General features: G+C 56.1%; 15 protein-coding genes. 6 read left to right on the top strand and 9 right to left on the bottom strand.

The features are described from left to right. Positions 1-4 precede the first annotated feature (4 nt). The 9 genes from acpS to J2S71_RS04990 form a co-directional block, all read right to left on the bottom strand. On the bottom strand, positions 5-571 hold the full coding sequence (acpS, locus tag J2S71_RS05030; protein WP_307389220.1) for a holo-ACP synthase: 567 nt from the start codon (positions 569-571) through the stop codon (positions 5-7). Between the two features lie 192 nt (positions 572-763). After that, entirely contained in the window at positions 764-1,132 is a 369-nt protein-coding gene (locus J2S71_RS05025) for a PTS glucitol/sorbitol transporter subunit IIA (protein WP_021727202.1), read from the bottom strand. Positions 1,133-1,204: 72 nt separating this feature from the next. Next, a complete protein-coding gene (gene srlE / locus J2S71_RS05020; protein WP_307389219.1) occupies positions 1,205-2,227 on the bottom strand; it encodes a PTS glucitol/sorbitol transporter subunit IIB in 1,023 nt (340 codons plus the stop codon). A gap of 23 nt (positions 2,228-2,250) precedes the next feature. After that, positions 2,251-2,829 carry a PTS glucitol/sorbitol transporter subunit IIC gene (srlA, locus tag J2S71_RS05015; RefSeq protein ID WP_307389217.1) on the bottom strand — a complete coding sequence of 193 codons (579 nt, stop codon included), beginning with the start codon at positions 2,827-2,829 and terminating at the stop codon, positions 2,251-2,253. Positions 2,830-2,895: 66 nt separating this feature from the next. Next, complete coding sequence (locus J2S71_RS05010) at positions 2,896-3,360, bottom strand: transcriptional regulator GutM (RefSeq protein ID WP_307389215.1); 465 nt, start codon at positions 3,358-3,360, stop codon at positions 2,896-2,898. A gap of 73 nt (positions 3,361-3,433) precedes the next feature. Beyond that, positions 3,434-5,341, bottom strand: a complete 1,908-nt coding sequence (locus J2S71_RS05005) for a BglG family transcription antiterminator (RefSeq protein ID WP_307389214.1) — start codon at positions 5,339-5,341, stop codon at positions 3,434-3,436. A 118-nt stretch (positions 5,342-5,459) separates the two neighbouring features. Beyond that, positions 5,460-6,260 carry a sorbitol-6-phosphate dehydrogenase subunit gene (locus J2S71_RS05000; RefSeq protein ID WP_307389212.1) on the bottom strand — a complete coding sequence of 267 codons (801 nt, stop codon included), beginning with the start codon at positions 6,258-6,260 and terminating at the stop codon, positions 5,460-5,462. Between the two features lie 424 nt (positions 6,261-6,684). After that, positions 6,685-8,022, bottom strand: a complete 1,338-nt coding sequence (gene glmM / locus J2S71_RS04995; RefSeq protein WP_307389210.1) for a phosphoglucosamine mutase — start codon at positions 8,020-8,022, stop codon at positions 6,685-6,687. Positions 8,023-8,180: 158 nt separating this feature from the next. Then, positions 8,181-10,073, bottom strand: a complete 1,893-nt coding sequence (locus tag J2S71_RS04990; RefSeq protein WP_307389208.1) for a BglG family transcription antiterminator — start codon at positions 10,071-10,073, stop codon at positions 8,181-8,183. Between J2S71_RS04990 and J2S71_RS04985 the strand changes: the two genes are divergently transcribed. The 6 genes from J2S71_RS04985 to rpe all read left to right on the top strand — a co-directional run bounded on the left by J2S71_RS04985 (position 10,045) and on the right by rpe (position 14,398). Next, on the top strand, positions 10,045-10,740 hold the full coding sequence (locus J2S71_RS04985; RefSeq protein WP_232204533.1) for a PTS sugar transporter subunit IIA: 696 nt from the start codon (positions 10,045-10,047) through the stop codon (positions 10,738-10,740). The genes J2S71_RS04990 and J2S71_RS04985 overlap by 29 nt on opposite strands. Positions 10,741-10,821: 81 nt before the next feature. Next, the gene (locus J2S71_RS04980) at positions 10,822-12,150 is read left to right on the top strand and encodes a PTS galactitol transporter subunit IIC (RefSeq protein WP_021727275.1); all 1,329 of its coding nucleotides are present in this window, start codon (positions 10,822-10,824) and stop codon (positions 12,148-12,150) included. A gap of 50 nt (positions 12,151-12,200) precedes the next feature. Beyond that, positions 12,201-12,491, top strand: a complete 291-nt coding sequence (locus tag J2S71_RS04975; RefSeq protein WP_021727203.1) for a PTS sugar transporter subunit IIB — start codon at positions 12,201-12,203, stop codon at positions 12,489-12,491. Between the two features lie 8 nt (positions 12,492-12,499). Then, complete coding sequence (locus J2S71_RS04970; RefSeq protein WP_040652456.1) at positions 12,500-13,018, top strand: YjbQ family protein; 519 nt, start codon at positions 12,500-12,502, stop codon at positions 13,016-13,018. Between the two features lie 5 nt (positions 13,019-13,023). Continuing rightward, positions 13,024-13,620 carry a KpsF/GutQ family sugar-phosphate isomerase gene (locus tag J2S71_RS04965; RefSeq protein ID WP_282742806.1) on the top strand — a complete coding sequence of 199 codons (597 nt, stop codon included), beginning with the start codon at positions 13,024-13,026 and terminating at the stop codon, positions 13,618-13,620. Between the two features lie 115 nt (positions 13,621-13,735). Next, complete coding sequence (gene rpe, locus J2S71_RS04960; protein WP_307389203.1) at positions 13,736-14,398, top strand: ribulose-phosphate 3-epimerase; 663 nt, start codon at positions 13,736-13,738, stop codon at positions 14,396-14,398. Positions 14,399-14,473: the final 75 nt, after the last annotated feature.

Here is a 14,473-nt window from a genome sequence, read left to right as displayed (position 1 = left end):
GGTGTCACGCTCCCGTACGTATGGGCGTCTCGGCCGCGTGCTCGGACGCCTCGTCCTCCACAGTGGTCTCTAGGGTATCGCTCAGCGCGCCCTGCAGTCGCTCAAGCTCGTCAATGAGGGTACGCGCCCGCTTGAAGGACGCCCGCAGCTCCTTGGCGGGGTCGGGGGCCTCCTCCTGATGCGGACGCAATCCCTCCGTCATGGCGACGGCGTTGGCCACGGCAACCTCGCGTGTGGTGGAGAGCGAGAGGGCGATCTCCTGCACGCCCTGGCCGCGGGCGACCTCGGCGGCCCTGCCCGCCAGGATGCAGAGGGGACGACCCAGCTCGCCTCTGCCCACCGAGACGTCCTTGAGGCCGATGCCGCCCGAGAAGCCCGTTCCCAGCGACTTGAGCACCGCCTCTCGCGCGGCAAAGCGTGCGGCATAGTGCTCGGCAGGATGCGCCGTCGCGTCGCAATAGGCTCGCTCGTCCTTTGTGAACACGGCGTCAAGGAAGTGAGGGCGGCGGCGCATGACCGACTCCATACGCGCTATCTCGAGCATGTCCACCCCGACGCCTGCCTGGACCATTCACGCACCCTTCTCGCCCGTGTCCCTGAGACCTTCCTCATGATAGTACCAGCGCGTGTCGCTGTCGCGCCCACCGCAATGCGGTCATGTGCCGGATGCGTACGGAAACAGCAGAAGGACGCCCATCCACCTGGAGGGCGCCCCTACGGCATGTCTCATGTCCGATCATCAGGAGCCTGCCAGGAGGTCTCCCTACCCGTACTTTATGATCTGAATCTCTGTGCCCTTCCCAAGCACGGGCACCTCAGCCTGCTCCACATAGAGCGTGCCGGCCATCTCGGGCTCGGTCTGACCCGTGAAGCTGATGGTACAGTGGCCAAGCCCCTGTAGGGTCACGGGTGCCTCGGCACCGACACAGGTGATCTTGTAGAAGTTGCTGCCAATGCGAAGGATGTCCCCCGCGGCGATCTGGCCGTCTATGGGATTGACGTTCACGAGATAGCAGTAGTCCTTGAGCTCCGGAGGAGCAGTGGCACCAAAGAGGATGATCATGTTGGTGGCACGAAAGTCCTCTGCGTGCGCTCCCGCACCAAGAACCTTGTTTTCATAAATCACTTTCATCGTCTGTCTCCATAAACGTGAGTTTTCATCATTATGAAGGAGATCGTCGGTTCCACGAACCCTCTGCAGCCCCTACACATAGAGGCCGATAGACGCGGCGAATGCGAGCAGCACGCGGATCCAACCGGTCATGAAGCGTGAATACATGACGGACAGGACGCCAACCTCGATAGTCTCCGTCTCCGCCTCGGCAAGGCCCAGGCCAACAGGGATGAAGTCGCACGCGCATTGGTTGTTGATGGCAAAGAGCGCAGGGAGCGCCATCTGTGGGGCGATGGTACCCTTGCCGATCTCTGAGCCGATCAGGGTTCCGACAATCTGCGCGATGACGGCGCCAGGACCAAGCAGGGCGGAGAGGCCGGGGATGGAGACGACGATGCCCAGGATGAGCAAGCCGATGGGATTTCCCGCAAGTGGTGCCAGGAAGTTGGCAATGATGTTGCCAAGCCCCGTGCCATTGATGATGCCGATGAGCATGGCGACGAACGCCATGAAGGGCAGCAAGGTCGTGATGCAGGTTTGGATGGCATCACGACCAGCCTGGTAAAGCGTGTTGACGAACGTGCCGACACCCATACCGATGGCAGAGAGAACGCTGTTCTTCCTCTGCGGAGTGTCGGCCATATAGTCCTTGTCCGCCTGGCTTGCCTTGACCGTATCGGTCGTCGTCGCAGCGGCAGGGGGTGCGGCCTCGTCGGCGGGACGTACCGCTCCGGCCCCATCTGCCAGGGACACGCAATTGGACTTGACAGCCGAGACATAGATGTCCTCGTGTATGTACTGCGCAAGTGGGCCCGACTTGCCGGTGGGCATCACGTTCATCGTGGGAATGCCCTTCTGGGGGTAGATGCCGCAGCGCAAGGTCCCACCGCAGTCGATGATGACGCAGGCGACCTCTTCCTCGGGACAGGATGTCTTGAAGCCATTGACAGGCTCCATGCCAGAGAGCTCGACGACCCTGTCCAGGCACTCGGGCTCAGCGCCGCCCCCAACGATGTACATGACCTTGTCGCGCTTCGGTGTGGGTGTGATGACAAGCGGACCACCCCACCCGCCATCACCGGCCACGACCTTGATGGCATGTAGCTCTGCCATGATGAGTCTCCTTCCTGGACCTGCTATGCCGCTTCGCTTGCGTCGGTGTGTACGTTACCCTCGTCAAGCGTGCGCGCCAGACGGACGTGCATCTGCCGTTCGACCAACTTGGTGGTGAACTCGGTCGACCACCCAGAGATGAGGTTGGCCACGAATCCTACGAGCATGTAACGAACGGCAAGTTGGGATACGTCGAGACCAAGCGTGGTGATGCCGCTGGCAATGCCCATGTAGATGAAGATCTCCCCGGGATTGATGTGGGCAAAGATGCCGCTGTTGGTATGGCAGTGATAGGATGCCGACGCATAGTAGGCGGGCTTGTAGAATTCGGGCAGAAACTTTCCCATGGAGAGCGCCATGGGGTTGCCGAGCATCAGTGCACTGAGGAAGGGCAGGACAAAGTAGCGCAGGACAGGATTGCCCGCAGCATGCGCGGCAAACTTGTTGACGCGTTCCTGGCCGATGAAGGCGACAAGCGAATTCATGAAGACGAGCAGCATCACGATCAGGGGGATGATGCTCGAGACCCATGCAACGAACTGAATGCCACCCTGCTGGAACAGGTTCATGAACGCTGATGCTGCCGATGAGATGATTTCCATGCCAGTGCTCCTTTCCAGACTCCAATACGATCGCATATGCCCCTTGGGCCACACGCAAGGAGCTCCCTACTGCCTCCCGTCACGAACTTGGGGGCGTCCCACAAGCCTTTTGACGGCACCGGTCATGTGCATGAGTGGAGAGGGTGGTTGCGAGACGGTCTCACCCGATGTGTAGAGCCTGTAGGTGTTGGCCGCATCCTCCAGGGCCCTGCCAAGGTTACGATGACCCCTGCGGGGACCGTCCCCTCGGGTGAGCTCCGCGACATCCCTGCCCTCAAAACCAGGAAGAGGCCTGACGCGCGCAAGGGACGTGACGCCCTCCATATACCTCCCTTCCTGGATAATGCCCTGGTCATCCACTAGGAACATGACGATTGCCCCCGCATGGAAGCCCCCGCTCTTACGCCCAACGGCGACCTTGCCCCTCCTCCTAAGCGCTGCGAACTCGCTCGAAAAGTGGAGCATCTGTCGGTATGTCAGGAACAGCTGCAGCGCTACCGCCACGAGTCCCACGACGATGACCCCTGTCATGTCAGTCCCCTTCCTCCCCCTAGGCGCCACGGATGAGCGCCATCTCCCAACCACGGAACTCAGAGGTGCATGGTCAGCCTTGCAGCACCCTGATTGCCGCCCGAAAGTCCCGTGTCTCCGAAAGCCTGTCCACCAGCTCCTCATCCTGGGACACGGAGACGATCTCGTCGTAGTACCTGACGATGCTCGCCCCCTTGGCCCCATCCGCCGCAGGCACACCCAACAGGAAGACCACCTTTACGACCTCCTCTCCATAGAGAACGGGATGCGGGTAGACACCAAGCGCAAGGGCGACATTTCCCGTTGCCAGCTGAAGGCAGTGAGGAAGCGCCACACCGTTACCGAACGCCATGCGATGCTGATGCTCGCGTTCGCGCAGGCGATCCAGAAAGCCTTCGTCAAGCTCGCCCATCCCCTCAAGGTTGCCCACCATGCTCTCTATGCCATCCCTATAGCCCCTGCTGGCGTCAAGGACGAAGAAGTGGTCATCATCCAGGTGCCCAGTGATTGCCGTGCGCACCGCAGCCGTGGCTGACGAAAGGGGCGAGGCCCACGAGAGGGCTCGTTGCATGCGCTCGACAAGCTCGGTGGCGTCGAAGACCTCGCGAACGATGATGACGGGCACGTCCGTGTCAAAGGGAAGCGCTGCCGTGCTCAGGACGATGTCGAAGTTCCTGAGGATCCCTTCGTTGACCTCCGAACGCGTAAACAGTGACGTCTGCATGGCCTCATCGAGCACCTTGTGCAGCTGAGCCTCTATGAGACACGCCGTGATACGCTCTGACCCAGCTACTATGGCAACACGCACCGTACGTGGATGCTGGCTGCGCAGACGCTCCATGAGAACGCCGAAATACGCCGCGAGGTAGCCGCGCTCGCCATCTGGCACCTTTACGTTGCAGTACTCTTCTATGACCTTCGAGGCCACGCCCGCAATGGCGTATTCGAGGGGATAGCGTCTCCGGATGTCATCCAGAAGCGGATTCTCGAGCAGGATGGAATAACGCAGGCGATTGAGCATGTACTTGATGTGATACAGCAGCTCGTTGGTAAGGTCCCCGAAGGACACGGAGACGTTGAGCTCATCCGAGACGGCCCGTATGATCTCACGCATGAGGGAAACCACTTCGGAATCGAGCTCGATGGGCGCAACCTCCTCGCCGGCATCGCCAGGAACACGCGTGCCCATGATCGCCAGAGAGACAAAGAGGCGCTCCTTCTGGGGATACGAGTTGCCGGACATCTTCTCCATGGCATTGACGAGGGTGTCAACAAGGGTGTATTCGGGCGTCCGAGCCAGCTCGCTCACCTGGTCGCTCAGCGCGCCGATGGCATGCCCATGCCCAAAGCGATCGCACATGACGGTCACGTAGCGCATGAGCGACTGACAGACGCTCTCCTCGGCCGAAATGCGATGGGCGCCCTCGGAAACGGCCCGCACGATGTCCTCGGGTAGCGACTCGTTGCCATAGACGGCGTCATACGCCCGCTCGAGCAGGTAGAGGCGAATCTCGATCTCATCGCCGTCGAGCGTGAGGCCGGAGTTCTCCTTGCCGAGGATGGTCAGACCGTACCCAGCGATGTCCTTCCTCAGCTGGGTCACATCGCCTGCCAGCGTCGCACGGCTCACGAAGAGCATGCCCGCCAGGTCGGCCATGGTCATGGGCTTGGTCGCACGCGCCAACAATCCAAACAGGCGTGCCTGACGCCGCCCGGGAGTGTCTGCGCCAAGGGAGCTTCTGGCCAGCCCATCCAGGATCTCCTCGTAGTCCCTCTCCTGGTACACGTAGAGCCTGAGCGTGCCCCGATCAGCCTCAATCGAGGCAGATCCCTGCAACAGGTCATTCAGCTGCTTGATGTCATTGCGCACCGTCCTCACGCTGACCCCCAGGCGCGCAGCCAACTCTCCAAAGCTCGACGAGGCATACTTCGAGAAGTAGCTGATGATTGCCAAGATCCTGTTGTTGACAGCCAGTGGCATCAAAGCATCCTTTCGAGGGCACGGCTCAAGCCGAAGAATGGAGGTGGATGGCAGAGAGGACATGCGGTCGCGACGGGACGCATTCCTAGGAGATGCGTCCCAGCGACCCGTCAGCAGGCTAGCCGCGTGACTTGCCACCAGAGACGTTAATCGTGGTGCCCGTGATGTAGCCACCACGATCCGAAGCGAGGAACGCCACGGTCCAGGCAACCTCGTCAAGCTTGCCAGGGCGACCCAGGGGGATGGACTTCTTGTAGTCCGTGTTCAGCTTGTCGGGCGTGGTGCCGCGCGTATAGGCGAGGGCCTCCTCATAGGCAGGGGTGCGGAGGCCGGTGGCCTCCATGATGTCCGGAGCCACGGCGACGACGCGCACGCCATATGGGCTGATCTCCTTGCCCCACGAGCGCGTGAAGGAATCGACGGCGCCCTTGGTGGCGGAATAGGCTGACTGGCCCACCGAGCCCTCCTTGCCAGACGCGGACGACATGTTGACGATGACGCCCTTGCCCTGCTTGATCATCTGGCGCGCGCAGGCCTGCGCGACGAGGAAGAGCCCCTTGACGTTCACGTCAAACATGAGGCCAAAGTCCTTGACATCGAGCTCATACTGGGGCTTCTCGCCCTTGACGTCCACGAGCAGACGTGGCCTGTTGAGGCCAGCGTTGTTGACGAGAACATCTATGGACCCGTACCTGTCCATGACGGCTCGGGTCATTGCGGTGACGCCGTCGGGGTCGGAGACGTTGCACTTGACGCAGTACATGCCCTCCAACTCGTCGCCGGTCTCCACCGTGAGGTCGGCCACGACCACCTTGGCACCAACCGACTTCAGAACCTCCGCCACGTGCCTTCCAATGCCCGATGCCGCACCGGTGACGATAGCGACCTTGTCCTCAAGCCCCAACCACTGCTTGTCCATAGAACGCTCCCCTCACGCTGAGAGTCCATCCTTTTGAGGACCTCCTTGAGTCGAGTGTAGGTACGCCTTTATGGTGAAAAAGTCTCACCTTTTGCAGGCCGCCTGCAAAAGGCTGGACGAACAGTGCTATGGACACTCGGGAGCCTGGATCGAGAGGTGTGAGAAAAATGGGGTATCGGCCATCATGACCTCGGGACCAGGGCCAAGACAGCTCGGTCGGGGGTGGCAAGGGTATCGTGGCGCCCGATGAAGCACCTTGGGACCATTGGTCGACTCGACCTGCCAAATGGCAGGAGCTATCTGGCTCCCGGGCTTGGCCGCCGGGAGAATGGCAGCATGCGGCCCATCGCCCAAGCCGACAAGGCAGTCCCTCCCATTGAGCCTCTACGCTATGACACTGTGAGGGCCACGCGATCCCGTCGCATCACGCCCTGAAGGGCTCCAGGGCCTTGAGCACGATGCCGTTGGTCTGCCTGCAGAGGTCGTTGTCGGGCGCTTCGGCCAACACGCGCACGAGGGGCTCGGTTCCCGAGGCACGCACGAGCACGCGGCCATTGCCCCTCAGGAACTGCTCCGCCCGCCCGATGGCCTCGCGCACGGCGGGCGCCTCCATGGCCGCATGCTTGTCGGTCACGCGCACGTTGTCGAGCCGCTGGGGATAGAGCTTGACGGGAGCCGCCAACTGCGAGAGGGTCTCGCGCTCGGCGCGCATGACCTCCATGATGCGCAGCGACGTCATGATGCCGTCGCCCGTGCACTCGATGTCGCCAAAGATGATGTGGCCCGACTGCTCGCCACCGAGCGAGTAGCCGTTCTTGCGCATGCAGGCGTAGACGTTCTTGTCGCCCACGTCGGTCTTCACGTAGGAGAGGCTCGCCTCGTCGAACGCCTTGAACAGGCCGAAGTTGCTCATGACCGTGGGAACGACGGTGCCCGCGGCGAGGCGGCCGTGCTTGTGCAGGTACTTGCCACAGATGTAGAGGATGAGGTCGCCGTCGATCACGTGGCCGCGCTCGTCCACGGCCAGGCAGCGGTCGGCGTCACCGTCATAGGCAAAGCCCACGTCCAGGCCCTGCTCGAGCACGTGGCGCTGGAGGCGCTCCATGTGGGTGCTGCCGCAGTCCACGTTGATGTTGTAGCCGTTGGGAGCGTTGTTGATCACGCGTACGTCGGCGCCCAGGGCGTCGAACACCGGCTTGGCAACGCTGGAGGCCGCACCGTTGGCACAGTCCAGGCCCACCTTGACGCCCTGCAGCGAGAAGTTGGCACTGGCGATGAGGTGCGCGATGTAGCGGTTGCGGCCCTGCATGTAGTCCACGGTGCAGCCGATGGCGTCGCCCGTCGCGAGCGGCACGTCCACCCTGCCGTCGATATAGTCCTCGATCTTCTCGAGGACGTCCTCGTCCATCTTGTAGCCCTCGTCGTTGACCAACTTGATGCCGTTGTCAGAGTAGGGGTTGTGGGAGGCGGTGATCATGATGCCACAGTCGAAGCGGCCGTCCACCGTCTCGTACGAGACGCCGGGCGTGGGGATCACGTGCAGCATGTAGGCATCCGCACCACTGGCAACCAGCCCGCTCACCAGGGCAGACTCAAACATGTAGCTGGAGCGGCGTGTGTCCTTGCCGATGATGATGCGGGCCTTGCGCTCTTGGCGCGCACCGTAGTACCACCCCACGAAGCGGCCGATCTTGAAGGCATGCTCGACGTTGAGCCCCTCGTTGGCCCTCCCTCGAAAGCCGTCGGTGCCGAAGTACTTCATCCAAGCCCTCCTCGCAGCGTAGCATTGCTATCTTAAACGCATGGATGAATTCTACCAGCCGGACATGGGCCATCCATGTGAGAGGATGCGTCAAAAACAATATGCGAGAGCCTGTACCACGCTAGAAAGACATACATGTCTTACAGAGACCATGGGTGTTAGTTGTGCCGGACCTTGAGAAGTGCTGTAAGACGTCTCATGAAGTCCTCGTATGAGACGCTACCGATAAGCTCACTCGCATTTTTTGCATTACTGAGTATAGAGAGAAAATCGCTGTAGAAATTTGTAAAAGATTCCCTATCATTCTCGGAAATCCCCAGTAGAAGTATGATATTGGCACTTGATTGTCCCCATGCAACCGGCCGATCGTTGATGACGAGGTATAGAAACGACCTCAGAGCCGCAGGTTCCACTGTATGTGGCACAGCCACGAGATTGTCAAAGACTGTTGGTGACAACGCTTCACGCTCAAGAACCTTCTCAAGATAACCCTCGCCAACCAGCCCCTTATCAAGACAATCCAAAACCATAGCTGCAATCAACTCGTCATAGTTTCCAGGATAAAAGTTAAGCTTAAAGAAGTCAGGCCTCAAGAACTGCGCAATAGTGGATTCTAGCTGCCTTCCTCTCTTCTTTTGGGATATCTCGTTGACAGCCTTGCGTACCGCCTCTTCATCTTCTCTCCCAAAGAGTGGACTTATGACTACCCTCCTACAGCCCTCCGGAACATCCACCTCCAATGGTGACAATATCAATTCACAGTCTAGTCGAGTCGAATCGTAATCAAAGACACTCTGCACCGAAATGATTTGCAACTGAGTCTTAAAAAGACTTCGGAGTCGCTGGATAAAATAGTCCTGCATATTGTGATAATTGATATAGAGGACAACGCAAGTAACACAGTCCCGATCTATCATGCACCTATTCTGCAGGTACCCACCGATGTGAAAGGTAAAAAATGCGATCTCATCCTCTGTCAGCCTGATGCTCGCCTCACGGGAGATGGCATCTGCCATAACGACTGCCATATCATGAATCAGGGGGTACTCTGATCTTACCTCGTTAACCAGCGGGTTATATACAAAGGTGTTAGTAGCGGCACGACTGATAAGCGCATGTATGTGTACAGCAAGCTGCTGAATGAACTCGGTGGAGAATCGCTCTAGGCAATAGGTCGTGGACACCCTTTCTGCGGCATGTTCGGCAATCGAGAGGTCCCGTTCCTCGAATACTGGCGCATTTCCACTTGTCATGATTCCAGCTGCCGTTGCTCGTCGGGTGTTTGCTTCTATCACCAAAGCAAAATAGAACCTGTCTGGATCATCGATGCTGATGCCAAGGGACTCTCCCAGCGCCATGCATACCTCGGTGGCACACATGACCTCTGGGGATGCGTTGCCAGTAGTCGGTGCTTCTTCGGCAGTCATTCTTTGCTGTGCTTCAATCCTACTCAGCATAATGGCCAGATGCATCACCATATTGTTGAGGCCATAGTCATCACAGGTCAGTCCGTGCTCAGCAAGTGCGTCCGTAATTGCATACTTGAGTTTGTGCACGTCATAGCCGTTTTTCAGGACGGTGCTATTCGTGAGCGCAGAAAAATCCATGTTCCTACTACCGATGAGTATACGATTGATGAAGCGCCTCTTATCTGACTCGCTGCCCATAAGTACAAGGGAATCATGGGCACGAGATATGACCAACTTGTATGGCTGAACAATCTTACGTGCCTTTCGAAGGACAAGTTGCATTGTTGACTCAGATACATGTAGCTCGTCAGCCATATCGTAAATACTTTGAGGTCGATCGGTGGCCAAGAGGATTCTGATAAGCCTTTCTGCCCGACTATCCGCCGAAGTGCTCGTCGAGGATTTTGGTCTTGTTTGTATGCCAAACTCATTATTCACGAGTCGATAGCCCCGCGACGATGATTCTATAATGATCTCATTGCTCTCCTCATTAAGACGGCGAACATAGCTTCTGATCGTCCTCGGAGTCACATGCAGTATAGTCGCCAAGGTCTTGGCATCCACCCAGCCACTTTGTTCCATGAGTTGGGATATGAGTGCGCTGGGGCCCATCTTCATTTTCAACACCTCGTATCAGATGATTCACAGGCATTCTTTTGAGTACTTTACTCAAAGCCATTCATCTAGTTCAAATCAAGAACTTCCTCCGCAGCGGAAGGCTCGTCGTTTTTTCTTTAACGAAATTCATGAGAAAAATAAGGGGCAGACGTCCTTCTGGAAGGAGGTGTACGCAATGTTTTTCGATGATAAATTGGCAGCTTTTCATGCATCCGCTCGTAATGCTCAGGATGTCATACACATCGGCTCTCAATTGTTGCTTGATGCAGGTGACGTAAAGCCAGATTTCGAAGAAAACATCCTGAAGCGTGAACAGGACTACCCTACGGGGCTAGAAATCGGTTATACAGGCGTGGCAATTCCGCATACCGATTCTCGTTTTGTCAACAAGTCGCAGATTGCATTCGTCTCGCTTAAGAAACCTGTTGTCTTTCGATACATGATCGACAGAGATAAGGCTGTGCAAGCGATCCTGGTCTTCATTATCGCTATGAGCCAACCGCATGAGCAAGCAGATGCACTGGGTGACCTTGTGGGCATGCTCTCCAACCAGAAAGCTGTGAAATGTCTGCAGGCCTGCACAAGCATGGAAATGCTAGAGGCAATTCTTACGGAGAACCATATTTGCTGAATCGGAGGCTTATTCACCAGAGACTTCGTCGTACGTGCACGATTCTAAATTCACTTTACACGCTTGGAAGGAAGTCCAGGAATGCTTCAATTGGCACTTAATTTCGTTACCAGCCTGGGCGGCATCGTCCTTATTCCCATCGTCATTATCATACTTGGTTTGATAGTCCAGCTTAGGCCTACCAAGGCCATTCTCGCGGGACTGACCGTAGGCATCGGTATGATTGGCACCAATGCCATCATCAGTATCCTATCCACCGCCTTGGAGCCCGCCGTTCAGGCCATGGTCTCCAACTTTGGCCTCTCCCTAAGCATTCTGGATGTGGGGAACGGTATAGGTGGTCCACTCGCCTTCTCGACTACCTTGGGAATCATCATCATTCCTATCGCCATCTTCATCAACCTCGTACTTATTTTCACGGGGCTCACCAAAACCCTTAACGTTGATATCTGGAACCTCTGGCAATCGGCATTCGTCGGTATCATGACTTGGGGCGTGACGGGTGATTACTTGCTCGCCATTCTCGTTATGGTTCCATTCTTCCTCATTGAGCTCATTCTTGCCGATGCGTTCCAACCCAAGGTTAGTGAATTTTTCAACCTACCAGGTATATCCATCACGCATGTGATGGCCCTCTCCGGTCTCGTCCTTGCAACTCCTATCAACTGGCTCTTCGATCATATTCCCTTCTTCAAGAGGACTGAAATCGATCCAGAAACTATTCAGAAGAAGTTTGGTTTCTTTGGCAATCCCATCATCATTGGGTTCATCATTGGCATTGTCATGGGCGTTCTCGCCGGTTTCGAGTTCGGTCACATCTGTCAGCTAGGCATGGAGACGGCAGCGGTCTTGGCATTGCTTCCCAAGATGATCGCGATGTTCATGGAAGGCCTCACTCCAATTGCAGGCGCAACCCAAGAATTCACCTCAAAGCATCTACATGGTAAGACGCTCAACATTGGCATGGATGCGGCTCTTACTGTTGGTAATCCTGCCGTCCTTGCCGTCTCTCTCCTCATGATTCCTGTTACCTTGCTCCTTGCAGTTATTCTCCCTGGAAACAAGGTCTTGCCTCTCGGCGATCTTCCCATGCTTGTCTATGCACTCTGTCTTACCGTTGCCGCATATCGGGGAGACATCATTCGTTCCGTGCTTGGCAGTGCGGTCTACGTTGTTACCATGCTCTATCTCTCCACATGGATTGCTCCCGCCTTCACCAGTGCCTACCAGATTGCCGGTTACGATGCAGGAGGAAGCATCGTTTCATTTGTAACCGCAGGCCTTTGGCCCAACGTTATAACTCTGGGGTCAGCGCAGTTCTTTGGGTACGCAGGCGTTGGCATACTCACCGTAATCTTACTCGGAATCCTGTTCTACATGAACCGCATCAAGAAATGGAACCAAGCTTAGAAGATCACATCCATACCCATCGTGCAGCATAACTCAAGGGGCATAAGAACATGAAAAAGCTTTTGATTATGTGTGGTGCTGGCCATGCGACCTCGACAATTGTCAGAAACAAAGTGGAGCAGTGGTTAGATAGCGAAGGACTACGCAATACTGTAGAAATCAGACAGTCCGCCGTAGCCTCAGAAATCGACAACATCCAAGATGGTCACTACGACGCCGTCCTTACGACGACACAGGTTCCGAGCTACATCCAGGACAAGGTCATAAATGGTCTCGCCATCCTTACAGGCGTTGGAGCCAACGTCGTCTTTGATCAGATTAAAGAACAACTTAACTTGTAGGTGACGAGATGATTGTCCATCATGCAAGGATAGATTTGCATACCGTCAGTGGACGTCCCTCATACCACAACATCACCGAGAACGTCAGGGGCATTGTAGCTGAGAGCGCTGTTCGAAACGGTATATGTACTATTGCGTCTGCCCATACGACCTGCTCAGTCTACTTTGATGAGTTCATGCATGATCGCAACTACTATGGTGACGAATACCTTCATGTTGATCTCGATCAGATGCTGGACAGAATTGCCCCACGACAGACGACCGAGAACCAATACCATAGTCCGGGCCCCAAACACATAGCCTATGGGATGACAAAAAAGGATCCCGACTACCCCGCACAGGCATGGACCATGCTGAACACTGATGGGCACCTGCGCAGTGACCTGTTCGGAGCAAGTGAGACCTTTCCCATTAAGGACAAGGAGCTTCTGATTGGAGCAGTGGGATCGATTTACTTCGTAGACTTCGACCAAACGCGAGAGCGCAATCGTCATTGCAATATCGTCATCATAGGAACGGAGGACTGATTCTGATGAGTGCCGATACGCTACGGTCCGTCATTCGTGCCGAGGGGGAAGAGCTCATCAAGCTCTCAGAGAAGGTCCACCTAGATGAGCTAGTGAAGCTGTCCGACATGATTAGCTCCTGTAGGGGCAATGTGTTTTTCACTGGCTGTGGTACCTCTGCCGTAGCCGCGCGAAAGGCTATCCACACCTTACAGGTAATTGGCGTGCGGGCCTTCTTTTTAGAGCCAAGTGATGCCGTTCATGGTGGTTTGGGCGCTGTTCATAAGGGAGACATCGTCATTTTCCTCTCGAAAGGAGGGGTCACCCAGGAGCTCCTAAGTTTCATTCCCAACCTCCAGAAAAAGCAGACTACTATCGTTAGCGTTGGAGAAGCCGCACACTCTCCAATCAGTGAAGCTGCGGATTTGTTCCTTGAGGTACAAATAGATCGAGAGCCAGATACGTACAACATGCTGGCAACGGCCAGCACCCTTGCCACCATGTCCGTCTTCGATGCGATAGCTATCAATATCATGCAAGAAAATCACTATTCGCGTGAACAGTTCCTCATAAACCACCCCAGTGGGGATGTGGGTGCGCGACTAGCGGCTGGGCATGCATAGCTATCAATAGCATGCGTTAGACAAAACGGACTCAAAGTATGCGCAAGCTTGGAGACTTCGGCCCATAATCGGTCCCAAGCTTGCGTTTCACCTGATAAGGAATGCGAAAGCAATCATGAAGAATCCCTGCTCTATAGCTCCATCCATACTGTCCGCGGACTTTTCTGTCCTGAAACAGGAACTCGAAAGTTTAGGAAGTGCTGATCTGATACACCTTGATATTATGGATGGCCACTTCGTTGATAGCATCTCATTTGGACAGCCCATCCTTCGCTCCGTAGCATCCAGCACCACTCTTCCCATTGATGTGCACCTCATGGTCGAACAGCCAGAACGCATGTGTCGCAGCGTCATCGAGGCCGGCGCGAACTCGGTCACGTTTCACTTAGAGGCAACACGACATTGGCAAAGCATAGTGGACAACATACATTCCTGTGGAAAGAAAGCGGGTGTCGCACTCAATCCGGGTACGCCAGTCTCTTGGCTTGAGTCCATCATCCAAGAGATTGACCTCATACTCGTGCTCGCCGTCAATCCCGGAAAGCCCAATCAACGATTCATTCCTCATACTTTCTACAAGCTTCAGGAATTATCCGACCTATGCAAAAGGAATAATGTCAGTCCGCTTCTAGAGGTCGATGGGGGAATTGATACCTCAAACGCCCGCGCTTGTGTAGAGGCTGGAGCCGACATACTGGTTGCGGGACGTTCGGTCATGGGGGCCGACAATCGTGCAGATGCGATTGACCAGCTTAGGCAAGTGGCTCTGCTTTGCTAATTATCTGATTAACGATACTCTTATCATGCGATGAAAGGGGAGCCGCCGAAGCGACTCCCCCACAGGTGCACTCTG

Source organism: Olsenella profusa DSM 13989 (assembly GCF_030811115.1).
Lineage (GTDB): Bacteria > Actinomycetota > Coriobacteriia > Coriobacteriales > Atopobiaceae > Olsenella_F > Olsenella_F profusa.
The sequence above is the reverse complement of the archived record's forward strand: the minus strand, read 5'-3'. Positions and strand labels throughout refer to the sequence as shown.

Excerpts from the sequence above, each read along its gene's own strand:
- acpS (WP_307389220.1), bottom strand. The coding sequence starts at position 571 with ATGGTCCAGGCAGGCGTCGGGGTGGACATGCTCGAGATAGCGCGTATG.
- J2S71_RS05025 (WP_021727202.1), bottom strand. The coding sequence starts at position 1,132 with ATGAAAGTGATTTATGAAAACAAGGTTCTTGGTGCGGGAGCGCACGCA.
- srlE (WP_307389219.1), bottom strand. The coding sequence starts at position 2,227 with ATGGCAGAGCTACATGCCATCAAGGTCGTGGCCGGTGATGGCGGGTGG.
- srlA (WP_307389217.1), bottom strand. The coding sequence starts at position 2,829 with ATGGAAATCATCTCATCGGCAGCATCAGCGTTCATGAACCTGTTCCAG.
- J2S71_RS05010 (WP_307389215.1), bottom strand. The coding sequence starts at position 3,360 with ATGACAGGGGTCATCGTCGTGGGACTCGTGGCGGTAGCGCTGCAGCTG.
- J2S71_RS05005 (WP_307389214.1), bottom strand. The coding sequence starts at position 5,341 with ATGCCACTGGCTGTCAACAACAGGATCTTGGCAATCATCAGCTACTTC.
- J2S71_RS05000 (WP_307389212.1), bottom strand. The coding sequence starts at position 6,260 with ATGGACAAGCAGTGGTTGGGGCTTGAGGACAAGGTCGCTATCGTCACC.
- glmM (WP_307389210.1), bottom strand. The coding sequence starts at position 8,022 with ATGAAGTACTTCGGCACCGACGGCTTTCGAGGGAGGGCCAACGAGGGG.
- J2S71_RS04990 (WP_307389208.1), bottom strand. The coding sequence starts at position 10,073 with ATGGAACAAAGTGGCTGGGTGGATGCCAAGACCTTGGCGACTATACTG.
- J2S71_RS04980 (WP_021727275.1), top strand. The coding sequence starts at position 10,822 with ATGCTTCAATTGGCACTTAATTTCGTTACCAGCCTGGGCGGCATCGTC.
- J2S71_RS04975 (WP_021727203.1), top strand. The coding sequence starts at position 12,201 with ATGAAAAAGCTTTTGATTATGTGTGGTGCTGGCCATGCGACCTCGACA.
- J2S71_RS04970 (WP_040652456.1), top strand. The coding sequence starts at position 12,500 with ATGATTGTCCATCATGCAAGGATAGATTTGCATACCGTCAGTGGACGT.
- J2S71_RS04965 (WP_282742806.1), top strand. The coding sequence starts at position 13,024 with ATGAGTGCCGATACGCTACGGTCCGTCATTCGTGCCGAGGGGGAAGAG.
- rpe (WP_307389203.1), top strand. The coding sequence starts at position 13,736 with ATGAAGAATCCCTGCTCTATAGCTCCATCCATACTGTCCGCGGACTTT.